Here is a 26677-nt window from a genome sequence, read left to right on the forward strand (position 1 = left end):
GGCGGTTGCCGTTAAGCGCAAGGTGCTCCTGCCTGCGCAGGAGCACCTGGTCGTGTCACCGGCAGGTTTCGCTGCGGATTTTCTTCCGGTCGCAGGGGATGACATGACAGGGGGCGTTCTTGTCGTCCGGGGTGGCGGGCTTGCGCTGCCAGGGGGGCGTCCAGCCCGGCGGCGCGGAGCCGCAATACCAGGGGTTCGGCATGGCGGCGGCGGGCGCATGGACTGTCGTCAGCGGGATGACGGCCAGCAGGGCCAGCGCGCTAGACCGCATGGCTGAAGCGCTTTTCCGCCGGTTCCAGCCAGGCGTCGAAGCAGGCGGCGATGCTGCGCGCATAGGGCAGCGCGTCCCGCGTCAGCGCCACCCGGCCCTCGCTGACGCGGACAAGGCCCAGTTCCTCGAAGCGGCTGAAATCGGGCATGGGATGGGCGGTGCCGACATGCGCCTCGCCCTGGCAGAGCAGGGCCTCGATGATGCGGCCGCGGCGGCGGTCCTCCGGCGTGCGCGGCGTGCCGCGGGTGGCGGATAATCGGCCCGCATCGGCCAGCGCGCGCCAGGGACCGGCCTGTTTCTCGTTCTGGACGATGAGGTCGGGGAACTGGCTGATCGCGCTGGCGCCCAGACCCAGCAATATCTCCGCCGGGTCGTCGGTGAAGCCCTGGAAATTGCGGCGCAGCGTGCCTAGGCGGGCGGCGCGGGCCATGCCGTCTTCGGGCAGGGCGAAATGGTCGAAGCCAATGGGTACATAGCCCGCGCCGGTCAGCGTCCCATGGCCCTGCGCCGCCATCGCGAAGCGGTTGGCGAGATCGGGCAGGTCGCTGGCGTCGATGCGGCGCTGGCGGGGCAGCAGCCGGGGCATATGGGCATAGCCGAACAGGGCGATGCGGGCGGGCCGCAGGGCGATGGCAGCCTCAAGCGTGGCGGCGAGGTCATCCGGCGTCTGGCCGGGCAGGCCGTACATCAGGTCGAAACCCGTCGCGATGCCGGCGGCGCGAAGCCGGTCGACGGCGCGCTCCACCATGTCGAGCGGCTGGATGCGGCCGATCCGCGCCTGGACATGCGGGGTGAAGGTCTGGACGCCGAGATTCGCCCGGTCGACGCCCATGGCGGCCATGGTCGCGATCCATGGCCCATCGAGGCGGCGGGGATCGAGTTCGACCGACAATTCGGCATGATGCGCATCGAAGCAGAGCAGCAATTGCTGGAGCAGCCGGACGAAATCGACCAGCGGCAGGCTGTTGGGGCTGCCGCCGCCGAAGGCGATGCGCTGCACCCGGCCCTTGCCGTTCAGCCGGGCGGCGACGGTCGCAATCTCCCGCTCCAGCGATTCGACATAGGCGGTGAGGCGCTGGACGCGGTTCGCCGCGCCCGTGTTGCAGCCGCAATACCAGCATATGTCGTGGCAATAGGGGATGTGGACGTAGAGCGAGAGCGGGTCGTTCCTTTCCACCCCGTCCAGCCGGGCGGCAAGCTCCGCCGCGCCGACATCGCCGCTGAACTGCGCGGCGGTGGGATAGCTGGTGTAGCGCGGCACGGGCCGGGCGAGCAGGTCGGGATGGTAGGTCCACATCATTTCCACTCAGGAGCGCGCCGAATATCCTGCCAAAAGCCACGGATTTCCGCAGCTTTTGGCTTGTTGCCGCGCTCTGTTCGCCAGCGCAGGGGATTTCGCGGCACGATGCGCGATGAACATGGCGATAGCTCCGTCGAAGAGATGTCTGACGCTTCAGCTGGTGTCGGTCACAAGCGTTGAAAGCCATGTAGCCCAATGATCGCCAGCCCGTCTTGATGTGCCTCAAAATCAACGGCGATACTTTGGGAAGCCTTTGTTTATGGACGGTGCGCGGCGGTCGGCATCAGGCAGGGCAGGGACGGAGGTCCTACCTGACTATCGATCGGCGAATTCCACGGCAAAGGTGGACGGTGAAGTTGCGGCGCATGATCTGAAAAAAAGGGCGGAACGGCCATCGCCGTCCCGCCCGATCCGCCGGGGGCATTGGAGGGGTAGGGCGGCGTGCAGTCCGCCCCGCCCCCGGAAGGGTGGCGTCAATATTTCACGCGGACGCTCGCACCGTAGAACTTGTCATCGATGCGGATGTCGTGCGGGAAGGCCGGCGAGTCGAAATAGCTGTAATATTTGCCGCCGTTCACGTTCACGCCGTCCACCGTCACGGTGATGTTCGGCGTCACGTCATAGCCGACCGAAAAGTCGAGGCGGCCATTGGATTTGACCTTGTTGAACTGGCTGTCGTAATCCGGGCTGGTAAGGGTGCCGGCGCCGAACAGCGACTCGTTGTAACCCGAGCGCCATGTATAGACGACGCGCGCGGTGATGCCGTACTTCTCGTAGAGCGCACCGGCGGTGTAGCTATATTTGGAGACGCCGAGCAGTTCCTTGCCTTCCAGCGGATCGCCGGGGGTCGTCACCTCGCTGTCAGCGAGGGTGAAGGTGCCCATCACGCCCAGGCCATCGAAACCTTCCGGCAGGAAGTCGAAGAAGGCCTGACCCGCGACTTCGATGCCCTTGAGCTTGGAGGACCCGAGGTTGCGCGGCTGGGTGATCAGGTAGGTCTGGCCGTTGATGACCTGCACCGAGTTGGAGGGCGCAACGCGATCCTTCAGCTTGCGGTAATAGCCGGCGACCGAGACATAGCTGGACCGGCCGAAATAATATTCGGCGGTGACGTCGAAATTGTCGGACATCTGCGCCTTGAGGTCCGGGTTGCCGCCCGAGCCGGCCAGCCTGACGTTCGGGTTGCCACCGGGAGCCGCCAGCGACAGGCCGGGGTTGAGGTCGCCAAAGGTCGGCCGCGCGACGGTCTTGGCGTAGCTCGCGCGGAACTGCAGGTTCGGCGTGGCGCGGAAGCGGATGCTGGCGTTCGGAAGGGCGTAGAAGTCACGGGTGCCTTGGCTGATCGGATTGAACAGGTCGGTATTGTTCGGACCCGCGCCGATCACGCGCGAGGTGCCGTCCAGCGTGCGCTTGGTGTCGACCAGGCGAACGCCGACCAGGCCGTCGATCAACGAGGACCCGCCGAGGTCGATCTGATACTTGCCCTGAATGTAGGCCGCCCAGGTCTTCTCGGCCGCTTCATAGTTGCGCGTGGGGTCCCAGGCGGGATCGCCGGCGGGGGCGCCATAGAGTGCGCGCAGGTCATCCGTGTTGCTGAGCAGATAGTCCGGGTTCGGCGTGTACCAGTGGGCCCCGTTGTTGATGTACGGGATCGAGTCCGGCGAAAGCACCATGAAGTCCGACGGCAGGCCCACCGAGGAGACCAGCGTGGCGCGGTTCGCCCCAGGGAAGTTCGGACCGCCCGCAACCGCGCGGAACGTTCCGGTGCGGTCGGAATAGCGCAGGCCGACCTGGAACTGGCGCAGGAAATTGCTTTCGATGTCGAAGGCCGAGTCGAGCTTGAACGCATATTGGCGGCTGTTCGACTTGCTCAGATCCTGGAACAGCGAGTTCGCGAAGACGAAGCCGTCGGGATTGCCGAGCGGATCGCCCTGCATGACGGTGGTGCCGTGGCCGCCGTCATTGACGATGATGTCCACCGACGCGCCATGCTTGGCGGTGTCGACGATGATCGTGCGGTTCGCGTTCTTCGACTGGATGTAGCTGCCGTCGAAGACCAGATGCACCGTGTCGCTGTCCCATTTGAGACCGCCGCCGAACACATATTGGTCGGTGCGCTGCTTCTTCGCCTGGGTGCTGGTGAGCACGTCCACGCCGTTGAACGTGGCCGACTTGCCGAGGCACAAATTCTCGACGGTGCCACCGGGGAAGCCGTCGTTCCCAACACCCGCCGTAAAACAATTGTCGCTCGCCACCGCATTGGTGATCGAACTGCCCGCAAACAGGTCCGAGAAGATGAAGTTCGTGGCGAAGGTCGAGCGATAGCCGGTGTAGAGGCCATCGAGATAGAATTGCAGTTCCGGCGTGATCTGCCACTGGAAGGCGGCGTTGACCTGCGGGCGGGTGTTGTGGCCGGTATCGGTCAGGCCGCCGACGCAGGTGGGCAGGACGATGTTCGCGGCGCCCGCCGGGCCATGGTTGCTCGACCGCGGATCGCAGTTGAAGGAGATCGGGCGGCTGAAATTGTTGCGCCCATAGGAAACGTCGACCAGCAGGCCCATTTCGCCGTCGCCCGCATCCCAGCGGTTCGAGACGAGAAGACCGCCGGTATAGCTGGTCTCGCCGGAAATGTCGCCGCGATAGACGCGGCCGTTGGCTGCGACCGTGAAGCCCTTGCTGAAATTGAAGGGCTTCTGCAGCTTCATGTCGATGACGCCCGCGACGCCGCCTTCGATCAGATTGGCTGAGTTCGACTTGTAGACGTCGATGCCGCCGATCGCTTCGGCGGGCAGGTCCTGGAACGAGAAGCCACGGCCGACGCCGGTGAAGATCTCCCGCCCGTCCAGCGTGGTCAATATGTCCCCGATGCCGCGAATGATCGGATTCTGGATTTCGTTGTTGAAGCCGTTCTGCACCTGCACGCCCGCGATGCGCTGAAGCGCGGAGGCGACCGAGGTGTCGGGCAGCTTGCCGATGTCCTCCGCCACGATCGAGTCGACGACGAGGTCGGAATTCCTCTTCACATTGCGCGCGGCTTCAAGGCTGGCGCGTTGGCCGGTGACGATGATGTCGGCGCTATCGTCGGCCGGCGCGGCCGCGTCCTGCGCATGGGCCGGTATGCCGGCGAAGATCGCCAGTGCGGAAGACGTCCAGATAAGTGAGCGGGCGATACGGTTCATGGTCCTCCCCTTCGAACAGCAGCTCGGCCCTGTGTTGGGCCTTGGTGGCGCTCATAACCCTCGCGGTCTGATCGGACAAGACATATTTGTAGGATAAATAGGTTGCCTGTATGAAAAGCCGATGGTAGCGGCATCCTTAACATTCCCGAGAGATGCTGCTTTGCGTGGCGAGCGGCCGAATCGGGTAAAATGGATGGGAGGCGAACATTTCTTCTGCTGATGAGGGCAAGATCGAACCGGCCCTGAAGCTGCGCTCCCGCGCATGGTTCGATGATCCCAGCCATCCTGACATGACGGCGCTCTATCTGGAGCGCTATCTGAACTACGGCCTTTCGATCGAGGAGATGCAGTCGGGCCGACCGATCATCGGCATTGCCCAGTCGGGCAGCGATCTGGTGCCGTGCAACCGCCATCATCTGGTCCTTGCCGAGCGGATCAAGGCGGGCATCCGGGACGCCGGCGGCATTCCGATCGAATTTCCCAGCCATCCGTTGCAGGAAACCGGCAAGCGGCCGACGGCGGGCCTTGACCGTAACCTGGCCTATATCAGCCTGGTCGAGCTGCTCTACGGCTATCCGCTGGACGGCGTGGTGCTGACCATTGGCTGCGACAAGACCACGCCGTCCGCGCTGATGGCGGCGGCGACGGTGAACATTCCCGCGATCGCGCTGTCGGTCGGTCCGATGCTCAACGGCTGGCATGAGGGGAAGCGCACCGGCGCGGGCACCATCATCTGGAAAGCGCGCGAGATGCTGGCGAAGGGGGAGCTGGACTATCAGGGCTTCCTGAAGCTGGTCGCTTCGGGTTCGCCATCGACCGGCTATTGCAACACCATGGGCACGGCGACGACGATGAACTCGCTGGCCGAAGCGCTGGGCATGTCGCTGCCCGGATCGGCGGCGATCCCCGCGCCCTATCGCGACCGGCAGGAATGCGCCTGGGAGACGGGACGCGCCATCGTCGAGATGGTGAAGGCCGACCGCAAGCCCTCCGACATCCTCACCCGCCCGGCTTTCCTGAATGCGATCCGGGTGAATTCGGCCATTGGCGGGTCGACCAACGCGCCGATCCACCTGAACGCCATCGCCCGCCATGTCGGCGTCGAACTGACGCTGGAGGATTGGGAGGAGCAGGGGGCGGACGTGCCGCTGCTGGTCAATCTCCAGCCTGCCGGCGAATATCTGGGCGAGGATTATTACCGGGCGGGCGGCGTGCCAGCCGTGATGGGCGAATTGTTCAAGGCGGGCCTGATCGACGGCGATGCTCTGACCGCCAATGGCCGCACCGTCGCGGAGAATCTGGCGGGCGCGAAAATCCATGACGAGGATGTGATCCGGCCGTTCGGGCGCCCGCTGAAGCAGGCGGCCGGGCTGACCGTACTCAGCGGCAATCTGTTCGAGGGCGCCGTGATGAAGCTGTCGGTGATCTCCGAGGAGTTCCGCAGCCGCTATCTCTCCGATCCCGAGCATCCCGACAGGTTCGAGGGTCGGGTGGTCGTGTTCGACGGGCCGGAGGATTATCACCGGCGCATCGACGATCCGGACCTTGGCATTGACGAAAATTGCATTCTCGTCATTCGCGGCGCAGGACCGGTCGGCTATCCGGGCGGTGCCGAAGTGGTGAACATGCGCCCGCCCACAGCGCTGATCCGCGCTGGAATCCACGCCTTGCCCTGCATCGGCGACGGGCGGCAGTCCGGCACGTCGGGCAGCCCCTCCATCCTCAACGCCTCGCCGGAGGCGGCGGTGGGCGGGGGCCTCGCGCTGCTGCGCACGGGGGACCGGGTGCGCATCGACCTCAAGAACCGCAGCGCGGACATGCTGGTCGATGATGCGGAGATCGCCCGCCGGCGGGAGGAACTTGCGGAGATCGAACGCGCCGTCACGCCCGAATCGCAGACGCCCTGGCAGGAAATCCAGCGCAGCCTGGTGGGCCAGTTCGCGACCGGCGCGATCCTGGAAGGTTCCGAAAAATATCAGCGCATCGCCCAGACGCGCGGATTGCCGAGAGACAGCCACTGATGGACCCCGTGCGCGTCATCGCCCGCGACCGCGTGGATATTCTGGGCGAAGGGCTGTTCTGGTCGGTCCGCGACGGCGCGCTGCTGTGGACGGATATATTGGGCAAGCGGATCAACCGCCTGACGCCCGCCACCGGGCAGGTCGAGAGCTGGGAAGCGCCGGACGTCGTCGGCTGGATCATCGGGCGGGCCAGCGGCGGCTTCGTGGCCGGGATCGGCCGTTCGGTCGCCAGCGTGTCGCTCGATCCCTTTTCCTGCGAGACGCTGGCGGCGATCCCCGGCGAGCCGGAGGCCAACCGCGTCAACGACGCCGCCGCCGATGCGCAGGGCCGCCTTTGGCTGGGCACCATGCCCTTCGCCTGCGATGGGCCGACAGGGGCGTTCCATCGTTTCGCGAAGGGTTTGTTCAGTCCCGCCGACGCCACGCCCTATACAATTCCCAACGGTCCTGCGATCGATCCCGAAGGGCGCTTCCTGCTCCACACCGACAGCGCGATGGGTGTGATCTTCCGCTATCCGCTGGAGGATGGCCTGCTTGGCAGGCGCGAACCGTTCATCAGCTTCGAGGCGGGCTGGGGCGCGCCGGACGGGATGACCTTCGATGCCGAGGGGTATCTCTGGGTCGCGTGCTGGGGCGCCTCCTGCGTCACCCGCTTCGCGCCGGACGGCACGCCGGTCCGCCGCATCGCGCTGCCCGCGAGCCAGATCAGCAATTGCGTGTTCGGCGGCCCGGACCTCGACCGGATCTATGTCACGAGCGCCGCCGATGGCGTCGAGGAAGCGCAGGGCGGCGCGCTGTTCGAGATCGATCCGGGTTGCCGCGGGCTGGCCCAGTTCCTGTACCAAGACTGAAGTTTCGAGAGGAGAGACGATGCTGAGGACCATGACCGCCGTCGCCCTGCTGGGCGCGGTGTCGACTTCCGCTTTGGCGGCCGAGGCCCGGCGCGAGACCTTCGGCCGGATGCCGGACGGCACGGCGGTCGAGGCGGTGACGCTCACCAACGCCAAGGGCATGTCGGTGCGCGTGATGACGCTGGGCGCGTCGATCCAGTCGGTGATGATGCCGGGCCGCGACGGCAAGGCCGTGGACATCGCGGTCGGCTATGACAGCCTGGAAGGCTATGCGAAGGACGGCCAGTTCTTCGGCGCGACGGTGGGCCGGGTCGCCAACCGCATCGCCAAGGGCAGGTTCAGCTTCGACGGCAAGGCCTATGCAGTCCCGGTCAACAACGGCCCCAATTCGTTGCATGGCGGGACGAAGGGTTTCGACAAGGTCGTCTGGACCATCCGCGAGGTGAAGCAGGGCCGGAAATCCGGTGGAGTGGCCAGCGTCACCATGCGCTATGTCAGCCCCGACGGCGATCAGGGCTATCCCGGCACGCTGACCACCGACGCGACCTACACGCTGGATGAGCAGGGCAATCTGACGATCAGCTATACCGCGACGACCGACAGGCCGACCGTGGTCAACATTTCCAACCATGCCTATTGGAACCTCGCAGGGCCGGGCCGCACGGCGATGGATCATGTGCTGACCATCCCGGCGGATCGCTTCACGCCCACCGACGCGACCTCCATTCCGCTTGGTCAGCACCGCAGCGTCGCGGGCACCGTGTTCGATTTCCGCCAGCCTACCCCGGTCGGTGCGCGGGTGCGCGAAGGCGCGGACGAACAGATCCGCTACGGGCGCGGTTATGACCATAATTGGGTGGTCGGTAACGCCGTCACCAAAGACCAGCATCTGATGGCCCGCGTCACCGAACCCGCGTCCGGCCGCGGCTTCGAACTCTGGTCGAACCAGCCGGGCCTGCAATTTTATTCGGGCAATTTCATGGACGGCACGATCGTCGGCAAGGGCGGGCAGATCTACCGCGAGGGCGACTCGCTGGTGTTCGAGCCGCAGCTTTTCCCGGATAGCCCGAACCAGCCGCAATTTCCGTCGGTCCGCCTCGATCCGGGCAAGACCTACCGGAATGTCATGACCTACAAATTCTTCGTCGCACAATAAGAGGGGATTGTTCGTGAAAGCTCTCACCACCTGCCTGCTGGCCTCCGTCGCCGCGCTGACCGCCATGCCCGCCGATGCGCGCCCGCAATGGACGCCTGTGGAAGCCAAGGCGTGGTATGCCAAGCAGCCCTGGCTGGTCGGTTCCAACTATGCGCCCGCCAACGCCATCAACCAGCTTGAGATGTGGCAGGCGGAGACATGGGACCCGGCGCGCATCGATCACGAACTGGGCCTTGCGGAGGGCATCGGCATGAACACGATGCGCGTGTTCCTGCACGATCAGCTCTGGCAGCAGGATGCCGAGGGTTTCAGGAAGCGCATCGACCAGTTTCTGACGATCGCGGCGAAGCACAGGATCAAGCCGCTGTTCGTGCTGTTCGACAGTTGCTGGGACCCCAATCCGGTGCTGGGGCCGCAGCGCCCGCCCATCCCCGGCGTCCATAATTCCGGCTGGGTCCAGAGCCCCGGCCTGCCCGCGCTGCGCGACCCCGCGCAGGAACCGCGCCTGAAGGCCTATGTGCAGGGCGTCGTCGGCGCCTTCGCCAAGGACGACCGCGTGCTCGGCTGGGATCTGTGGAACGAGCCCGACAATGGCGCCGACCAGTATAAGGGCCAGGAAGGCAAGCAGCCCCTGGTCCTGGCGCTGCTCACCAAAGTCTATGGCTGGGCGCGCGACGTGGACCCGACGCAGCCGCTCACCTCGGGCGTGTGGCAGCATGACGACTGGAAGACCGAAAGCGCATTGACGCCGATGGAGAAGCTGCAACTCAGCCAGTCGGACGTGATCTCCTTCCACGACTATAACTGGCCGGAGAAATTCCAGGACCGCGTGAACCAGCTCAAGGTCTATGGCCGCCCGATCCTGTGCACCGAATATATGGCGCGGGGCAATGGATCGACCTTCGACGGATCGCTGCCGATCGGCAAGCGCGAGAATGTGGCGATGATGAACTGGGGCTTCGTCGACGGCAGGACGCAGACCCGCCTGCCCTGGGACAGCTGGAAAAAACCCTATACGCAGGATGAGCCGACCATCTGGTTCCATGAGGTCTTCCGCAACGACGGCACGCCCTATCGCCAGGCCGAAACCGACCTGATACGTTCGCTGGCCAAGGCGCCCAAGGGCGTGGTGCCCGCGAAGAAATAAGCCGGTCAGCCGGTCAGCCGGTTCGAGGAGAGAGCTGCATGCGCACCGTCCCGCTATTGGCCGCTCTCTGCGGCCTTGCGCTGTCCGTTCCCGCCCATGCCGCGTCGGTGTGGGCAGGGGCATGGGGCTATGCTCCGGCCGACAGCGATGCCCGGGAGCCCGAACAGCCGCCCGGCACCTATCGGTACCGGGTAAGGCTGACGCAGGCGGGCGACGCCTTGCAGCTCAGTTTCAGCAATGCGGAGGGGGACAGGCCGCTGGCGATCGCGGCGGTCGGCATTGCCGAACCTTCGGCCGCCACCGGCACGGAGATCGGCGCCCATCCGCTCCGCCCGCTCACTTTCTCAGGCCAGTCGGGGATCGCGCTGCCTGAGGGACATACGGTCGTCAGCGATCCGCTGGCCGCGCCGTTCCGTGTCGGGCAGGACGTGATCGTCAGCGTCACCTTCACGACGCCGACGCGGCCGGCGCGCACCAATCTGGGGCTGGAGATGGCGTTCGCGCCCGCCGGGGCCGGGCCGCTATTCACGCCGATCAAGGTGCGATCCTATCTCTCGCTCGCGTCGGTGCGGGCAAAGCGGGCGCCCTGCACCGTGGTCGCCTTCGGGGATTCGATCACCGACGGCTTCCTTGGCCTTTCGCCGCAGACCCGCGGCTGGCCGGGCCGTCTGGCCGAGCGTCTGGCGGCGCTGCCCTCTGCCCGGCGCTGCGGCGTCGTCAACATGGGCATCAGCGGCAACCGCGTGCTGCGCCGGGGCCGGGCGACATCCGCGCTCGACCGCTTCTGGCGCGACGTGGCGAGCGTGCCCAACGTCACCCATGTAATCTTCCTGGAGGGCATAAACGACATCGGCGCGGGCAAGGACAGCGGTCCGGAGGCGACGGCGCCCGACCAGCTCGTCCAGGGCTATCGCCAGTTCGTGGCGCGGGCCCATGCGCTGGGGATCAGGGTGATCGGCGGGACCATGACGCCCGCGCTCCATGCGGGCTATATGTCGCCCGCGAAGGAGCGGACGCGTCAGGCGGTGAACGCCGCGATCCGGACCGGGGCGATTTTCGACGATGTCGTCGATTTCGACGCGGCGGTGCGCGATCCGGCCTCGCCCGCCGACCTGCGGCCCGACTATGATCCGGGCGACCACCTCCACCCCAATGACGCGGGTCTGCGCGCCATGGGGGATGCGGTGGATCTTTCGGCGCTCCGCCCGGCAAACTGATCCGGGCGGAGAATCCGCAGCTTCTTCACGGCTTTGGGGCTGCCACAGCTTCGCCTGCGCGCGAGGGCACAGGGAAGATCGGCATCCCGTCGCTGCTCCATTCCATGCGCTGCACGCGGGGGGAGCGGGCGGCGGTGCATTTCCGGTCCGCCCCGTCATTGGCGTGATAGACGATCCATGTCTGCCTGCCGCCATCGGTCGTGAAGAAGCCGTTATGGCCGGTCGCATAGACATTGTTCTGCGGCGCCTTGGCCAGCACCGGGCGGGGCGCCTTGGTCCAGCTCGCCGGGTTCATGGGATCGCTGCCGGGCCGGGCGTGAAGCAGGCCGAGCGCATAATCGTCCGACCAGCAGGCGCTGGCCGAATAGGTGAGGAACAGGTCGCCCTTGGGGCCGGGCAGAAATTCCGGGCCTTCCAATATCTGCCGCCCGCCCTGACGCTCGAACGGCTGGTCGGGGCGCGCGATCACCGTTTCGCCGGGGCCGAGCGTCCATGCATTGGTCATCGGTGCGATGGCGAGCACGCTGTCCGGCCCGTCATAGGCCGAATAGACGAAATAGCGCTGGCCGCCATGCTCGAACACCGTGCCGTCCAGCCCGGTCATGCGGGTGTTGACGCGCCCGCGATCGATCCATTCGCCTTTCAGCGGATCGGCGTTGGCATTTTCCAGCACGAAGACGCCGCGATGGGCGTCGTCATCATGCCCGGCCTCCGCGGCGGTGTAATAGACATACCATTTGCCGTCGAGCCGGTGCAGTTCCGGCGCCCAGATCGAGATCGCATTGGGGCCGCTGGCGGGCGGGGTCCAGATCACATGTTCGGGCGCGTCGGCCAGTTTCGCGAGATCGTCGGTCTGGCGGATGGCGATGCGGTCGCCCTTGGTCCCGAGGAAATAGAAGGTCGCGCCATGATGGACGATCCACGGATCGGGCCCGCTCGACAGCAGCGGATTGGCGAGCGTCGGGGCGGCCTGCTGCGTGCTGGCGGTGGCGCAGCCGCCAAGCGCCAGCAGGGCGGCCAGAGTCAGGGGAGCCAGCGTAAGGGGAGCGAAGGCGCGGATCATGAGCGGTCCTCCAGTCCGGCCCAGCCTTGCGCGAAGGCGCGGGCGCTGGCGGCGATCTCTTCCGTGGTGGCGCCTATGCGGTACAGCGCCGATCCCAGCCCGAAACCGTCCGCGCCTGCCTGACGCCAGGGTTCCATATTGGTGGGGGTGATGCCGCCAACGACCAAGAGTGGCACCTCTTTGGGCAGCACCGCCCGCTGCGCCTTGACCACGGCGGGGGTCGCCGCCTCCGCCGGGAACAGCTTGAGCCCGCTCGCGCCCGCCGCCAGCGCCGCAAAGGCTTCGCTGGGCGTGAAATAGCCGGGCAGCGAGACCATGCCGCGCTTGGCGGTTTCGGCAATGACGGCGATGTCGGTGTTGGGCGAAACCACCATCGCGCCGCCCGCATCCTGCACCTGCGCCACCTGATCGACGGTCAGCACGGTGCCCGCGCCGACGATGGCGGCATCCCCGACGCGGCGCGCCAGCCTTTCGATGCTGAGCAGCGGATCGGGCGAATTGAGCGGAACCTCTATCAGGCGGAAGCCCGCCTCGACCAGCGCGTCGGCGGCGGCCTCCACCTCATCGGGGCGGATGCCGCGCAGGATGGCGACCAGTGGGAGTTGGGAGAAGGCGTCGGAAAAATCGATCATGCTTTGATGTCCCAGATGCGGGTGATGCCGGCGACGAAGGAAGCATGGCTGTCGACGACGACAGCCTGTCCCCCGGCGATGGCGATGGCGGCGGAATAAAGTCGCGCAAGCAGGCCGTCGGCAAGCAGATGGACCTGCTGCCCCGGCTGCGTGATCCGGGCCCGGCAGTCGCTGCCGATCAGCAGGCCGCTGACATAGGCGGCCGCCGCGCCGGGCGCGCGTCTGCCCAGCACCGCCGCGGCGCGCACGCCGAACAGGGCGGAAAGCAGGTCCCGGTCGGCGCTGGCTTCGACGCCCTTGCGGAAATCCGCATCCGCGTCGACCTCGCCGGTCATTTCGCTGCCGATCAGCGCATGACCCTTGAGCAGCGCGAACATCTCGCCGGTCATGGCGGTAGTGAAGTCGGCAAGCGCGCCATCCTTCATGAGCGCCCATTTGGCATGGGTGCCCGGCTGGCACAGCAGCGCGTCGCCGGGGGCCAGCCCCGCCGCGACCGCGCCCAGAAGCTGCACTTCCTCGCCGCGCATGACGTCCTGCCGCTCGTCGCCGTCGCGGCAGACGCCCGGCACGATGGCGACGCCTTCTGCGGGCGAGACGAGGCGCGCCGCAAGGTCCGCGAGCGACGCCGGAACGGGCACATAGCCCGCATCATGCCATCCCCGGTTGGAGCCGACCATGCCCGCGAGCAGCATCGGCAGCCCGCCATGGCGCTCGCGCAACCCCGCCACGGCTGCGGGAAAGCCGCCCGGCGGAACGGAGAGGATGCCCATATCGTCGCGCTCGGTGGCGACGACCTCGCCGCCCTCGATCAGATAGGCGCGGCGGTTGGTCGTGCCCCAATCGACCGCGATGAACGCCGCGCCGCTCACCAGAACACCGCGTAGAGGACGCAAAGCACCAGAATCACCGCGATCGCTCCTGCATTGAACCCGGTCGAGGTGGCGTAGCGCACGTCGCCGGTCGCTATGCTGTCCTTGTCGCGCCGCGCCGGGGTGGCGAGGGAGACGGCGACCGCCAGCGCCAGAGCCGCCAGGAAGACCAGGCCCATGCGGTCGAGGAAGGGGACGCCCGGCGCCCAGAGCTTGAAGCCCCAGGACAGCGCCACCGATGCCACCGCCGCCGTGATCGCGCCCGGCTCGTTGGCGCGCCGCCAGAACAGGCCGAGCAGGAAGATCACGGTGATGCCCGGCGTGAAGAAGCCGGTGAATTCCTGGATGAACTGGAACGCCTGTTCGCTGGAGCCCACCAGCGGCCGGGCGGTGAGGATGGCGATGAGGATCGCGATCGCGGCGGCGACGCGGCCCACCAGCACCAGATGGCGTTCCCGCCTTTCGCCGGGTTCCTCCATCCTGCGGAACTTCGCCCAGACGTCGAGCGTGAAGATGGTGGCGATCGAATTGATCTTCGAGGCGGTGGACGCGATGATCGCCGCCACCAGCGCCGCGAAGACGAGGCCGAGCAGGCCCGGCGGCAGCAGCCGCATCATCGTCGGATAGGCTTCGTCCGGCTTGGCGAGGTCGGGCGCCAGGACGACGGCGGCGATGCCCGGCAGCACGATGATGATCGGCATGATGAGCTTCAGGAAGGCCGCGAACAGCATGCCGCGCTGCGCTTCGTCCACCGACTTGGCCGCCAGCGCGCGCTGGATGATATATTGGTTGAAGCCCCAATAGCTGAGGTTCGCGATCCACATGCCGCCGATCAGCACCGAAAGGCCGGGCAGGTCCATATAATGCGGGTCGCCTTTCTGGAGGATCATGTGGAAATGGTCGGGCGCGCGTTCGACCAGGCGCGAGAAACCGGCGATGACGCCTTCTCCCCCGCCGATCTCGCCCAGCGTCAGCACGGCGATGACGAGGCCGCCCAGAACCAGCAGCGTCACCTGCACGATGTCGGTCAGCGCCACCGCCTTCAGCCCGCCGCGAAGCTGGTAGAGCAAGGCGAAGACGCCGAGCGCGACCAGCGCCACGTCCTGGTTCACGCCCGCCACCTTCATCACCGCGACCGATCCGAGCCAGATGATGCTGGTCAGGTTCACGAAGATGTAGAGGACCAGCCAGAATATCGCCATCAGCGTCCGGATGCCGTTGCCGTAGCGCCGCTCCAGGAATTGCGGCATGGTGTAGATCTCGTTGCGCAGGAAGATCGGCAGGAAGAATTTGCCGACGATCAGCAGCGTCGCCGCCGCCATCCATTCATAGGAAGCGATGGCGAGGCCGATGGCATAGCCCGAACCGGACATGCCGACGATCTGCTCCGCCGAGATGTTCGCCGCGATCAGCGAGGCGCCGATGGCCCACCAGGGCAGGTTCTTCGACGCCAGGAAATAGTCCGTCGAATTTTTCGGCCCGGCCCCCGCCTTGTCGCGGCTGACCCATTGCGCGAGGCCGAATATGCCGATCGCGTAGATCACGACCACGCTGATGTCGATCGTCGCCAGTCCCATCTCGTCTCCCCAATCTTCCAGCAACGGACGTGCCGGTCGCATGGCCGCGAATCGCGCGATCCGGGCCTGCCGATCTGCTTCTTCATAAAACACATATTTATAATATCAATCTTGACAATATTTCGATGGAGAGGTCTATCTTCCGCCGAACAATCAAGGGAGACGGAAATTGGCTCGGGGCAAATCGCTTTTCGCGCTTGCTGCGGCATCGGCCGCCATCACGCTTTCATTCATGCAAATTCCCGCCGCAGCCCAGTCGGAACCGGTGCGCGCCGAGGTCGTGCCCGGCGCGCCTGAGACGCCCTATGTCGATCCCGACAAGGCCTATCTCTTCGCCCACATGACCAAGGAGCGCTATGGCGTGCTCTATTATTCGGTCAGCCGGGACGGGCTGCACTGGGAGCAGATCAACGGCGGCAGGCCGGTGTCGGAGGATTATCACGGCCACGCCTCGATCGCGCGCGGGGGCGACGGGCGCTATTATCTGGTCGGCAACAAGAGCGACGAAGACCCTTATATCCGCTTCTGGGTTTCGGACGATCTGGTCGGTTGGAAACCCTATGGCACCTATCGTCCCGACCTGTCGAACATCCCCGGCCTGCCGCACGCCATGCAGCGGATCGGCGCGCCCAAGCTGTTCTTCGACAAGCCGTCGGGCCAGTTCCTGCTGACGTGGCACACCGCCACCGTCCCTGGCGTTCCCGAAGACCCGGAGCGTTATTGGGCGAGCCAGCGCACGCTCTACGTCCTCTCGCCCGATCTCAAGCGCTTCGCGAAGCCGCCGCGCCGCCTGTTCGACTGGGACATGGCGACGATCGACACCTTCATCCGGCCGGAGGCCGATGGCAGCGCCTATTGCGCGATCGTGAAGGATGAGCGCTATCCCAGCTACAACTGGACCACCGGCAAGACGGTGCGCATCTCCTGCGCCAAGGACCTGCTTGGTCCCTATCCGCCGCCGGGACCGCCGGTCAGCCCCAATTTCCGCGAAGCGCCGACCGTCATCCGCGCGCCGAACGGCGAGGATTGGCTGATGTACTATGAGCAATATGCGGGAACGAGCTATGGCCTGTCCAAGGCGCCGCGCCTGACGGGCCCCTGGTTCCAGGTCTCGGGCAATTCGGGCGTGCCGGAATGGAACCGTTATGAGGTGCCGGCCGGACTGCGCCACGGCTCCATGGTCGAGATCAGCAAGGAGCAATATGATAGGCTGGTGAGGGCGTTTCCGAACCGCAAGTGAGAGGCGGCCGTGCTCGTGCCGCGCTCGCCTGCGGCACGATCCGGCCCATAAAGGTGCGCAAAGGGGCGTCCAATGCCTGTCGGAATTATCATATGAATTGACTTATCATATGAAAGGACCTTGCCTGGGCTGGAGCGGGCATTAACATGGATTGCCATGGCATCGGAGCGGGTAAGGACAAGGACAGCGTCTTGGCAGAGGCATCTCATCTCATCGTGGACGAACCGGCAGCGCAGCTTGGCCGCAATCTGACCTATGGCCTGCTCGACAGCATCGGCCGCGCCATCGTTACCGGCCGGTTCGACGATGTCGTCTTCCCCACCGAGGGGGAACTTGCCAAGCAGCATGGCGTCAGCCGCTCCGTCACGCGGGAAGCGGTCAAGATGCTCACCGCCAAGGGCCTGCTGAGCGCCCGCCCGCGCCAGGGCACGACCGTGCAGCCGACCTCCTCATGGAATCTGTTCGACACCGACGTGCTGCGCTGGATGCTGGAACGCCAGCTTTCGGTGAACCTGCTGCGCCAGTTCAACGAACTGCGCGTGGCGGTGGAGCCGGAGGCGGCCGCCCTGGCCGCGCGAGTCGCGGGGGAGGACGATGTCAAGCGCATCGACGATGGCCTGCAGCGTATGCAGGCGGCGGAAAACGGGCTGGATGACCCGCTGGAAGCGGATATCGCTTTTCATGTCGCCGTGCTCCGCGCGTCGAAAAACCCCTTCTACATCCAGTTGCGGGATGTGGTGAGTACCGCATTGCGCACCTCGATCCGCTTCACCAATCGTATCAAGGGCCGCACCGCCGACGTCGTCGAGCATGCCAAGGTGCGCGATGCCATCGTCCTGCACGATCCCGACGGGGCGCGGATCGCCATGCGGCGGATCATTGGCGATGTGCTCCTCCTCATCGAGGACCGGCTGCCCTAGACCAGCGCCAATGGCCGGCCAGGCGTTCAGCCTGCATCCTGTCCAGACAAGAGGATTTACCGTGGAGCCTGTCCGATTGGGTCTCGTGGGCATCGGCAAGATCGCCAGGGACCAGCATCTGCCCGCCATCGCCGCCGACCGCCGCTTCCGCCTTGCCGCCACTGCCAGTCGTCAGGGCCGCGTGGAGGGGATCGACGGCTATCATGACATTGAGGATATGATCGGAGCCTGCCGACTGGACGCGGTTTCACTCTGCACGCCGCCGGATGGGCGCTACGCACAGGCGCTGACCGCCATGGAAGCCGGGCTGCATGTCATGCTGGAAAAGCCGCCGACGGTGACGCTTTCGCATATCGCGGCACTGACGCAGGCCGCGCGCGCGGCAGGCGTGACGCTCTTTGCAACCTGGCACTCGCGCGAGGCGGCGGGTGTGGCTCCAGCGCGCGCGTGGCTTGCCGATAAACGCATTCTCGCCGTCCGGATCGACTGGCGCGAAGACATCCGCCGCTGGCATCCGGATCAGGAATGGATCCTCGGTTCGGGGGGCTTTGGCGTATTCGACCCCGGCATCAACGCCCTGTCGATTGCGACCGAGATCCTGCCGCACGAACTGCTGCTTGAGCAGGCCAGCCTGGATGTGCCGGCAGGACGCATGTCTCCCATCGCCGCCGAGCTCAGGATGCGCTGCGGCGATGCCGCAGTGCACGCAATATTCGACTTTCTCGAAACCGGCCCGCAGATTTGGTCCATAGAAGTCGATACCGACGCCGGCACCCTGCGCCTCGCCATGGGCGGCAGCATATTGCAACTTCCCGGCGAACCGGAGAGCATTGCGGCGGACCGGGAATATGCACGCCTCTACGCCCGGTTCGCGGAGTTGATCGCAGCGGGGCAAAGCGATGTGGATATAAGGCCGCTACGGCTTGTCTCCGACGCCTTCCTGATTGCGGAGCGGCGGATCACCGAAGCCTTCGCATTCTAATGGCTGCCTATCTATCGGGATTATCGTAAAGCGGTCTCTCGCATTTGGGGGGTGTGGTCTGGATAGCTGCCCCTGCGGACCTGAAGATCAAAAACGGTTCCTTGTATGGCGGAGATGGGTCGATTTTGGTCGCGTCAACCATCGGCTGTGGGACGATGCAGCGCAGGTCGCCGGCATGCCGGCGGCGGCCGGGGCTCGGGCGGGAGACCGGATCGCGCTCATGCTGCCGAGCGGACTCGACTTCCTGCGCGCCTGGGCGGGTATAGGCCGGCTGGGGAATGCGGGCGGGACAGCGACCGCCTGCGTTGGCGATGTCACGGCCGATGACTTCGGCGAGCGCTTCGTCCGCACGGCTCTCGAGGCGTTCGGCGGGCTCGACATCATCGTCAGCAATGCCGGCTACACGCGCGACGGCGTCATCCAGAAGCAGACGGACGAGCAGTTCCAGGCAATGCTCGACGTGCACGTATCGGCCCCGTTTCGCATCCTGCGCGCAGCCGCGGAGCCTCTGCGAACGATGGCCCGAAAAGAAGCCGCCGAAGGCCGCGAGGTTATCCGCAAGGTCGTCAACATATCATCCATGGCCGGCACCCACGGCAATGCCGGACAGATCAACTACTCCGCGGCCAAATCCGCCCTGCTGGGCATGACCAAGACGCTGTCCAAGGAATGGGGGCGCCTGAAAGTCTGCGTGAATTGCGTGGCCTTCGGCATCATCGACACGCGGTTGACGCAGCCCATTTCGGGGTCGGAGGCATCCATCCCGATTGGGGGGGGCAGCCCCTGCACACCGGTATTCCTTCTTCGGTACGGGACGCCCTGCTGGACAGCGTGCCGTTGGGACGGGCGGGAACGGCGCGGGAGGCCGCGGACAGCATCTACCTGCTGTGCGTTCCCGAGAGCGATTACATCAGCGGGCAGGTCCTGGTCGTTTCAGGTGGTCTCAGCTTGTAGAAATGCCTCGCATTTGCCTGATCCGGAGACCGGAATCTGTTCGGTGACGGGAGGCATGGCTGCTGTCGGCCCACTGCGAATGCGTTGTCACCGGATGCATTTCCGATGTTCGACGCCATGCCTGAAACCTTGGCCGAAATGGCGGGCCGAGAGAGATCGGCCGACATGATCGACAGCATCGTCGTCCGGGCCATCACTGCGCCGTCGGCATAAGAAGGGACGCGAGCGACCGAGGCATTGAGGCAGGTCAAATTGCCGGTTGCGCAGGATCAATGCCGGGTCCGTTCGGGCGCGGCAGAAGGGCGGCACCGACAAACAGGGATGGAGATCAAGGACATGACCATCAAGACGATCCTGCTGGGGGCGGCTGCCGGCTGCGCCGTTCTGGCCGCGCCGGCGCAGGCGGCGCAGGGCGATGTGCTGGTGCGGCTGCGCGGCATCATGGTCGCGCCCAACGAGAAGAGCGGGAGCGTGCTGCCCGCCTTTCCGGGCGAGAAAGTGAAGGTCGACAACAGCGTGATGCCGGAAGTGGACGTCACCTATATGGCGACCGACCATATCGGTTTCGAGCTGATCGCCGCGACCACCAAGCATAGCGCGAGCGGGCGGACCGGCACGACCGGGGGTATCGGCAGGCTTGCGTCGACCTGGGTGCTGCCGCCGACGCTGACGGCGCAATATCATTTCCTGCCCGAAGGGAAGATCCGGCCTTATGTCGGGGCGGGGGTGAATTATACGCTATTCTATAATGAGAAGGCGTCGAACGCGTTGGAGGACGCTGTGGGCGCGACCAAGGTGCATATGTCCGACAGCTTCGGCTGGGCGGGGCAGGTCGGTGTCGACATCGACCTTAACGAGCGGGTGTTCCTGAATCTGGACGTCAAATATATCGACATCGATACGACGGCGCGGCTGTCGACTGCTGCCGCCGGGGTGCAGAGGGTGAAGCTGGAGCTTGATCCCTTTGTCTTCGGCGTGGGTGTGGGGATGAAGTTCTGATGGGAAGGGGTGGCGGCTTTTGGCCAATCCAGGACATTCCCCTCCCGCAGGCGGGAGGGGTTAGGGGTGGGTGCGAGCGTAGCGAGCTTCCAGCTTAGCCGTTGAAAATTCACGCAGATGCCGCGCCAGCCCACCCCCTAGCCCCCTCCCGCCTGCGGGAGGGGGAATGTCCGCAATCCACCCACTTTCGCCTCTTAGGGACAATTACGGATAGGTTGCGGCGCGCGGCGGCGGCATGGATCGGCGCATGGATATGCGATTTGATCTGGCGCAAAAGGCGCAGGACGATGGGGCCTTCGTCATGGCGGCGACGCCGCCGGCCAAGGGCTGTGGCGGGCAATATTGCGACCGGTGCGAGGTGCGCGATCAGGCGATCTGCGCCGATCTCGACGAAAAGCAGCGCGTGGCGCTGAACCGGATCGGGCGGCGGGTGTCGTTGCAGGCCGGGCAGACCGTGATGTGGGAAGGCGACAGTTCGACGCTGGTCGCCAATGTGATCGAGGGGACGCTGAAGCTGTCCACCTCCACCGGCGACGGGCGTGAGCAGATTGTCGGCGTGGTCTATGCATCGGATTTCATCGGCCGCCCCTTCGGCGCGCGGACGCCGCACAGCGTCACGGCGCTGACCGATGCGCGGCTGTGCCTTTATCCGCGGGGGGCGTTCGACGGCTTTGCGCGGGAACATCCGGCGTTGGAGCACCGGCTGTTGCAGCGGACGCTCGATGATCTCGACCGGACGCGGGCGTGGATGCTGCTGCTGGGGCGGAAGAATGCGCGGGAGAAGGTGGCGACCCTGCTGCTGGACATGCACCGGCGGTTGCGGGCGGATCGGGATGGGGTGATCGAACTGCCCCTGTCGCGGCAGCAGATCGCGGACGTGCTGGGGCTGACCATCGAGACGGTGTCGCGCCAGATCGGCGATCTGAAGCGGATGGGCGTGATCGCGCTCGCCGGGCGGCGCGGGGTGCGGATCGTGGATGCCGGGCGGCTGGAGGGGATGGCCGAGGGGGAGTGAGGGGGCCGAATTTGGCCAATCCAAGACATTCCCCTCCCGTAAACGGGAGGGGTTAGGGGTGGGCGCGAGCGTAGCGAGCTTCTGACTTAGCCGTTGCAAAACAGCGCAGATGTCGCGCCAGCCCACCCCCTAGCCCCCTCCCGCCTGCGGGAGGGGAATGTCCGCAATCCACCCGATACGGACATTCCCCTACATACCTGCGGCGCGGGCTTTGACAGAGGTCAATGCATAAGGGCGGCTCCCGGACGAAGGACGCCGCAAAGCCTTTGACGGGGAAATCCTATGGAGCAACTGGTTTGGAAGACGGGCGGCTGGTTCGCGCTCGCGACGCTGGCCTTTCTGGCGGCGCTGGCGGCGGCGGACTTCGGCTTTGCCGTGCATATGGGGATCGTGTGCGCGGCCGCGCTGGCCGTCGCCGTGCTGACGATGCGGCACGCCGATTATGAGGCGATCACCCGCGGGCTGCTGAAAATGCCCGCGTTGCAGGGCAGATATGACGACGATCCGATCCGCTGGGGCGTGATCGCGACGGTCTTCTGGGGGCTGGCGGGTTTTCTGGCCGGGCTTTATATCGCGCTTCAATTGGCCTTTCCGGCGCTGAACCTGGGGCTGGAATATACGAGTTTCGGGCGGCTGCGGCCGTTGCATACCTCCGCCGTCATCTTCGCCTTCGGGGGCAATGCGCTGATCGCCACCAGCTTCTACGTGGTGCAGCGGACATGCCGGGCGCGGCTGGCCTTTCCGGCGCTGGCCCGGTTCGTCTTCTGGGGCTATCAGCTTTTCATCGTGCTGGCGGCGACCGGCTATCTGCTGGGAATCACAGAGGGCAAGGAATATGCCGAGCCCGAATGGTATGTCGACCTGTGGCTGACCATCGTCTGGGTCGCCTATCTGGTCGTGTTCGGCGGGACGATCCTGCGCCGCAGCGAGCCGCATATCTATGTCGCGAACTGGTTTTACCTGAGCTTCATCCTGACGATCGCGATGCTGCATATCGTCAACAATCTTTCCATGCCGGTGAGCTGGCTCGGGTCCAAGAGCTACAGCGCTTTCGCGGGCGTGCAGGATGCGCTGACCCAATGGTGGTACGGGCATAATGCGGTCGGTTTCTTCCTGACCGCCGGTTTCCTGGCCATGATGTATTATTTCGTGCCCAAGCAGGCGGAGCGGCCGGTCTATAGTTACAGGCTTTCCATCATCCATTTCTGGTCGCTGATCTTCCTCTATATCTGGGCGGGTCCGCACCATCTTCATTATACCGCGTTGCCCGACTGGGCGCAGACTTTGGGCATGGTCTTCTCGGTCATGTTGTGGATGCCGAGCTGGGGCGGGATGATCAACGGGCTGATGACGCTGAACGGCGCATGGGACCGCATCCGCACCGATCCGATCATCCGCATGATGGTGATGGCGCTGGCCTTCTACGGCATGTCGACCTTCGAAGGACCGATGATGTCGGTGAAGGCGGTCAACAGTCTCTCCCACTATACCGACTGGACCATCGGCCATGTGCATAGTGGTGCGCTGGGGTGGAATGGGCTCATCACTTTCGCCTGCCTCTATTATCTGACGCCACGACTGTGGAAGCGGGAACGGTTGTACAGTCTTCGGCTGGTGAACTGGCACTTCTGGCTGGCGACCGTGGGTATCGTCCTCTACGCGGCGTCGATGTGGGTCGCGGGCATCATGCAGGGGTTGATGTGGCGCGAATATGGCAGCGACGGTTATCTGGTCTACGCCTTCTCCGAAGTGGTGAGCGCCATGTTCCCCATGTACCTGATCCGGGCGGCGGGGGGCCTTCTGTACCTGAGCGGCGCGATCGTCATGGCCTGGAACATCGGCAGGACCATTGCGGGCAGCCCGCTGCGCGTGGAGAAGCCGATGAACGATGCGGCCTATGATGTGGAGGCCGACCGGCCATTGGTGCCCGCGGCGACCTGAAACCCCTCTCCGTTCGGGCTGGGCCTGCTCTTCAAGAAGAAGAAAAGCCCTTCGACAGGCTCAGGGCGAACGGAGGTTTTCCTTTGAGGAACCGGATAATGACTGTACCATCCAAGGGTAAATTCTTCGATCATGGCAGGCTCGAGCGGAATGTTTCGCTGCTGGGCATCGCAGCCCTGATTACAGTCGCCATCGGCGGCATTGTGGAGATCGCACCGCTTTTCTGGATCGACAATACGATCGAGAAAGTGGAGGGCGTGCGTCCCTATACGCCGCTGGAGCTGGCGGGGCGGAACATCTACATCCGCGAAGGCTGCTATAATTGTCATAGCCAGATGATCCGGCCCTTCCGGGACGAGACGGAACGCTATGGCCATTATAGTCTGGCGGCGGAGAGCATGTACGATCATCCCTTCCAGTGGGGGTCGAAGCGGACCGGGCCGGACCTGGCGCGGGTGGGCGGCCGCTATTCGGACGAGTGGCATGTCCAGCATCTGAAGGACCCGCGCGCCGTGGTGCCGGAATCGATCATGCCCGGCTATGCCTTCCTGGCGGAGCGGGAATTGAAGCTGCCCGACATGCGCAAGGACCTGACCGCGCTCAATGATGTCGGCGTTCCCTATACGAAGGACGACATCGCAAAGGCCAATGACGATCTGAAGGCGCAGGCCGATCCGGATGCGGACAGCGGCGACCTGCTGAAACGCTATCCCAAGGCGCAGGCGCGCGATTTCGACGGTGATCCGGGCAAGCTGACCGAGATGGACGCGCTGGTCGCCTATCTCCAGATGCTGGGCACGCTGGTCGATGTGGACAGCGCGAAACCGCAGGAGGTCGACAGATGAGCTACGACGCCTTGCGGCATTTTGCCGATAGCTGGGGGCTGGTGTTCATGGGGGTGCTCTATGTGGCCCTCATCGGCTGGCACTTCCTGCCCCATGGGCGGCAGCGCAGCGCACAGGCCGCGCTCGCCATTTTCGACGATCAGACGGAGGCCGGGCATGGCTGACGACAAGCGTATCGATCCCGCCACCGGGACGGAGATCAAGCATCATGAATGGGACGGCATTCAGGAACTGGACACGCCGCTGCCGCGCTGGTGGCTGTGGACCTTCTATGCGACGATCCTGTTCGCTATCGGTTATATGATCGCCTATCCGGCTATTCCGATGATCGACCGGGCGACCGGCGGCATGCTGGGCTGGTCTAGCCGGGGGGCGCTGGACAAGGAATTGGCGGCGCGGGAAAGGCAGATCGCGCCGATCCGCCGGGCGATTGCGGCGACGCCGGTCACGGCGCTGCCGGGGCGGCCCGAACTGATGCAGCAGGCGGTCGAGGGCGGGCGCGCGGCGTTCCGGGTGCATTGCGTCCAGTGCCATGGATCGGGGGCGGCGGGGTCCAAGGGCTATCCCAACCTCAATGACGACGACTGGCTGTGGGGCGGCGATCTGGCGACGATCGAGAAGACGATCACCGATGGCGTCCGCAATCCCGATCATGATGCGACCCGCCAGTCGCTGATGCCCGCCTTCGGCAAGGATCAGTTGCTGACGGCGGCGCAGGTGGACGATGTGGTGGCGCATGTCCGGGCGATCAGCGGGCAGGACCGCCCGAGCGCGGCTTCGCGGCGCGGGGACAAGGTCTTTGCCGATAATTGCGCGGTCTGCCATGGCCCGGCGGGCAAGGGCAACCGGGAGCTGGGCGCGCCCAATCTGACCGATGCGATCTGGCTTTACGGGGGCGATGCGGAGACCATCCACGAGACCGTCTGGAACAGCCGCCATGGCGTGATGCCGCGCTGGGACGACAAGCTGGACAAGGCGACCATCCGGATGCTGGCGGCCTATGTGCACAGCCTGGGCGGGGGTGAGGTGGCCCCTCCCGCTGATGCGGGGGCAGGTCGATAAGCCATGTTCATGTCCGGCTCCGCCTCGCTCTATGAGAAGCGCAAGGGCGTCTATCCCAAGGCGGTGGACGGCTTCTACCGCCGCCTGAAATGGGCGATCATGGCGGTGACGCTGACCATCTACTGGGGCACGCCCTGGCTGCGCTGGGACCGGGGGCCTTATGCGCCCGATCAGGCGGTGCTGGTCGATCTGGCGCACCGCCGTTTCTACATGTTCTCCACCGAGATATGGCCGCAGGAATTTTATTATGTCGCGGGCCTGCTGATCATGGCGGGGATCGGGCTGTTCCTCGTCACGTCGGCGGTGGGGCGGGCCTGGTGCGGCTATGCCTGTCCGCAGACGGTCTGGACCGACCTTTACCAGCATGTCGAGCGGTTCGTGGACGGCGACCGCAATGCGCAGTTGCGGCTCGCCAAGGCGCCATGGGGGGCGGCGAAGATCGCCCGGCGGCTTTTCAAATGGTCGGTCTGGCTGGGGATCGCCTTCGTCACCGGAGGCGCGTGGATATTCTATTTCGCGGACGCCCCGACGCTGCAACGGGCGTTCTGGAGCGGGACCGCCGCGTGGCAAGCCTATGCGACGACTTTCGTGCTGACCGCGACGACCTTCGTGCTGGGCGGGTTCATGCGGGAGCAGGTGTGCATCTACATGTGTCCCTGGCCGCGCATCCAGACCGCGATGCTGGACGAGAAGTCGCTGGTCGTCACCTACAAGCATTGGCGCGGGGAGAAGCGCGGGAGCCTGAAGAAGGCCCAGGCGCATCCGGGCGCGTTTGGCGACTGCGTGGATTGCAACCAGTGCGTCGCGGTCTGCCCGACCGGCATCGACATTCGGGAAGGGCCGCAGATCGGCTGCATCACCTGCGCGCTCTGCATCGACGCCTGCGACAAGGTGATGGCGCAGGTCGGGCGGCCGCGCGGCCTGATCGATTATTGCACGCAGGACGATGCGGAGGCGGAGCAGAAGGGCGCGGCGCCGCGACCGGTGCTCAAGACTCTGCGGCGGCCGCGCACCATCGCCTATTTTGCGGTCTGGGCGGGGATCGGCGCGGCCATGCTGTTCGCTCTGGGCGCGCGCGAGCGGCTGGAGATCAGCGCGCAGCAGGACCGCAATCCGATCTTCGTGCGCCTGTCCGACGGCGCGATCCGCAACGCCTATACGGTCAAGCTGCGCAATATGCAGGCGCGGCCCCGGCCGATGGAGGTGGGCCTCACCGGCCTGCCCGGCGGCCGGATGTGGACCGATGCGGGGTCGCGGGAGAATGCGGCCGCGACGGTGCGGACGACCGTGCCCGCCGACAGCGTGGCGAAGCTGCGCATCTTCCTGACGCTGCCTTCCGGCGGCCCGGCGCGGCAGGATTTCCGCTTCACCGTGCGCGCCATCGATCGCGAAGGCGGCAGCGCCAGCGAACCCGCCCGATTTGAAAGGCCCTGAAG

General features: G+C 65.5%; 23 protein-coding genes and 1 pseudogene. 17 read left to right on the forward strand and 7 right to left on the reverse strand.

Translation table 11 applies throughout. From position 1 onward, the window contains the following. Nucleotides 1-55 precede the first annotated feature (55 nt). The 3 genes from LDB29_RS21750 to LDB29_RS21760 all read right to left on the reverse strand — a co-directional run bounded on the left by LDB29_RS21750 (nt 56) and on the right by LDB29_RS21760 (nt 4750). Entirely contained in the window at nt 56-271 is a 216-nt protein-coding gene (locus LDB29_RS21750) for a hypothetical protein (RefSeq protein ID WP_257557791.1), read from the reverse strand. Continuing rightward, nucleotides 261-1568: an oxygen-independent coproporphyrinogen III oxidase gene (gene hemN / locus LDB29_RS21755; protein ID WP_257558038.1), complete on the reverse strand. Its 1308-nt coding sequence runs from the start codon at nt 1566-1568 to the stop codon at nt 261-263. Before hemN ends, LDB29_RS21750 begins: the two co-directional genes overlap by 11 nt. A gap of 476 nt (nt 1569-2044) precedes the next feature. Continuing rightward, nucleotides 2045-4750 carry a TonB-dependent receptor gene (locus LDB29_RS21760; protein ID WP_257557794.1) on the reverse strand — a complete coding sequence of 902 codons (2706 nt, stop codon included), beginning with the start codon at nt 4748-4750 and terminating at the stop codon, nt 2045-2047. A 290-nt stretch (nt 4751-5040) separates the two neighbouring features. Here LDB29_RS21760 and LDB29_RS21765 point away from each other — a divergent pair, with 290 nt between their 5' ends. The 5 genes from LDB29_RS21765 to LDB29_RS21785 all read left to right on the forward strand — a co-directional run bounded on the left by LDB29_RS21765 (nt 5041) and on the right by LDB29_RS21785 (nt 11142). Further along, complete coding sequence (locus tag LDB29_RS21765; protein WP_257557795.1) at nt 5041-6771, forward strand: IlvD/Edd family dehydratase; 1731 nt, start codon at nt 5041-5043, stop codon at nt 6769-6771. Further along, nucleotides 6771-7622, forward strand: a complete 852-nt coding sequence (locus LDB29_RS21770; protein WP_257557797.1) for an SMP-30/gluconolactonase/LRE family protein — start codon at nt 6771-6773, stop codon at nt 7620-7622. Before LDB29_RS21765 ends, LDB29_RS21770 begins: the two co-directional genes overlap by 1 nt. 19 nt (nt 7623-7641) lie before the next feature. After that, nucleotides 7642-8778, forward strand: a complete 1137-nt coding sequence (locus LDB29_RS21775) for an aldose epimerase family protein (RefSeq protein WP_257557799.1) — start codon at nt 7642-7644, stop codon at nt 8776-8778. 64 nt (nt 8779-8842) lie between these two features. Beyond that, nucleotides 8843-9925, forward strand: a complete 1083-nt coding sequence (locus LDB29_RS21780; RefSeq protein ID WP_065846637.1) for a cellulase family glycosylhydrolase — start codon at nt 8843-8845, stop codon at nt 9923-9925. Nucleotides 9926-9963: 38 nt separating this feature from the next. Continuing rightward, nucleotides 9964-11142, forward strand: a complete 1179-nt coding sequence (locus LDB29_RS21785; RefSeq protein WP_257557800.1) for an SGNH/GDSL hydrolase family protein — start codon at nt 9964-9966, stop codon at nt 11140-11142. 25 nt (nt 11143-11167) lie between these two features. On the opposite strand, the gene LDB29_RS21790 is transcribed toward LDB29_RS21785, so the two are convergent. From LDB29_RS21790 to LDB29_RS21805, 4 genes are read right to left on the reverse strand one after another with little or no spacing between them, the layout of a single operon-like run. Continuing rightward, nucleotides 11168-12205: a glycoside hydrolase family 43 protein gene (locus LDB29_RS21790; protein ID WP_257557802.1), complete on the reverse strand. Its 1038-nt coding sequence runs from the start codon at nt 12203-12205 to the stop codon at nt 11168-11170. Continuing rightward, the gene (locus LDB29_RS21795; RefSeq protein ID WP_257557803.1) at nt 12202-12837 is read right to left on the reverse strand and encodes a 2-dehydro-3-deoxy-6-phosphogalactonate aldolase; all 636 of its coding nucleotides are present in this window, start codon (nt 12835-12837) and stop codon (nt 12202-12204) included. The genes LDB29_RS21790 and LDB29_RS21795 overlap by 4 nt, the downstream gene beginning before the upstream one ends. Then, complete coding sequence (locus LDB29_RS21800) at nt 12834-13706, reverse strand: 2-dehydro-3-deoxygalactonokinase (RefSeq protein WP_257557804.1); 873 nt, start codon at nt 13704-13706, stop codon at nt 12834-12836. The genes LDB29_RS21795 and LDB29_RS21800 overlap by 4 nt, the downstream gene beginning before the upstream one ends. Continuing rightward, a complete protein-coding gene (locus LDB29_RS21805) occupies nt 13703-15283 on the reverse strand; it encodes a sodium/solute symporter (RefSeq protein WP_257557805.1) in 1581 nt (526 codons plus the stop codon). The genes LDB29_RS21800 and LDB29_RS21805 overlap by 4 nt, the downstream gene beginning before the upstream one ends. A 169-nt stretch (nt 15284-15452) precedes the next feature. Between LDB29_RS21805 and LDB29_RS21810 the strand changes: the two genes are divergently transcribed. From LDB29_RS21810 to ccoG, 12 genes and pseudogenes are all read left to right on the forward strand, one after another. Then, nucleotides 15453-16523 (forward strand): family 43 glycosylhydrolase, encoded by a 1071-nt coding sequence (locus LDB29_RS21810; RefSeq protein ID WP_257557806.1) that lies wholly within the window; start codon nt 15453-15455, stop codon nt 16521-16523. A gap of 191 nt (nt 16524-16714) precedes the next feature. Beyond that, nucleotides 16715-17443 carry a FadR/GntR family transcriptional regulator gene (locus tag LDB29_RS21815; RefSeq protein ID WP_226870331.1) on the forward strand — a complete coding sequence of 243 codons (729 nt, stop codon included), beginning with the start codon at nt 16715-16717 and terminating at the stop codon, nt 17441-17443. Nucleotides 17444-17453: 10 nt separating this feature from the next. Beyond that, nucleotides 17454-18425, forward strand: a complete 972-nt coding sequence (locus tag LDB29_RS21820; protein ID WP_373886372.1) for a Gfo/Idh/MocA family protein — start codon at nt 17454-17456, stop codon at nt 18423-18425. Between the two features lie 220 nt (nt 18426-18645). Next, nucleotides 18646-19110: pseudogene (locus LDB29_RS21825) on the forward strand (SDR family NAD(P)-dependent oxidoreductase); the annotation flags it as partial. After that, nucleotides 19095-19379, forward strand: coding sequence for an SDR family oxidoreductase (locus LDB29_RS21830; protein WP_257558042.1), 285 nt, complete (start codon nt 19095-19097; stop codon nt 19377-19379). The pseudogene LDB29_RS21825 and the gene LDB29_RS21830, both read left to right, overlap by 16 nt. A gap of 336 nt (nt 19380-19715) precedes the next feature. Beyond that, nucleotides 19716-20378, forward strand: coding sequence for an OmpW family protein (locus tag LDB29_RS21835; RefSeq protein WP_048575303.1), 663 nt, complete (start codon nt 19716-19718; stop codon nt 20376-20378). A 247-nt stretch (nt 20379-20625) separates the two neighbouring features. Then, nucleotides 20626-21393 (forward strand): Crp/Fnr family transcriptional regulator, encoded by a 768-nt coding sequence (locus LDB29_RS21840; RefSeq protein WP_257557808.1) that lies wholly within the window; start codon nt 20626-20628, stop codon nt 21391-21393. A 282-nt stretch (nt 21394-21675) separates the two neighbouring features. Then, on the forward strand, nt 21676-23334 hold the full coding sequence (ccoN, locus tag LDB29_RS21845) for a cytochrome-c oxidase, cbb3-type subunit I (protein WP_048576787.1): 1659 nt from the start codon (nt 21676-21678) through the stop codon (nt 23332-23334). 98 nt (nt 23335-23432) lie between these two features. Next, on the forward strand, nt 23433-24179 hold the full coding sequence (gene ccoO, locus LDB29_RS21850; protein WP_257557811.1) for a cytochrome-c oxidase, cbb3-type subunit II: 747 nt from the start codon (nt 23433-23435) through the stop codon (nt 24177-24179). Then, nucleotides 24176-24343 (forward strand): cbb3-type cytochrome c oxidase subunit 3, encoded by a 168-nt coding sequence (locus tag LDB29_RS21855; protein WP_044660960.1) that lies wholly within the window; start codon nt 24176-24178, stop codon nt 24341-24343. Before ccoO ends, LDB29_RS21855 begins: the two co-directional genes overlap by 4 nt. After that, nucleotides 24336-25241, forward strand: coding sequence for a cytochrome-c oxidase, cbb3-type subunit III (gene ccoP, locus LDB29_RS21860; RefSeq protein ID WP_257557813.1), 906 nt, complete (start codon nt 24336-24338; stop codon nt 25239-25241). The genes LDB29_RS21855 and ccoP overlap by 8 nt, the downstream gene beginning before the upstream one ends. 3 nt (nt 25242-25244) lie before the next feature. Continuing rightward, nucleotides 25245-26675 (forward strand): cytochrome c oxidase accessory protein CcoG, encoded by a 1431-nt coding sequence (gene ccoG, locus LDB29_RS21865; protein WP_257557814.1) that lies wholly within the window; start codon nt 25245-25247, stop codon nt 26673-26675. The last annotated feature ends 2 nt before the right edge of the window (nt 26676-26677 follow it).

This window comes from Sphingobium sp. CFD-2, from assembly GCF_024611135.1.
GTDB lineage: Bacteria > Pseudomonadota > Alphaproteobacteria > Sphingomonadales > Sphingomonadaceae > Sphingobium > Sphingobium fuliginis.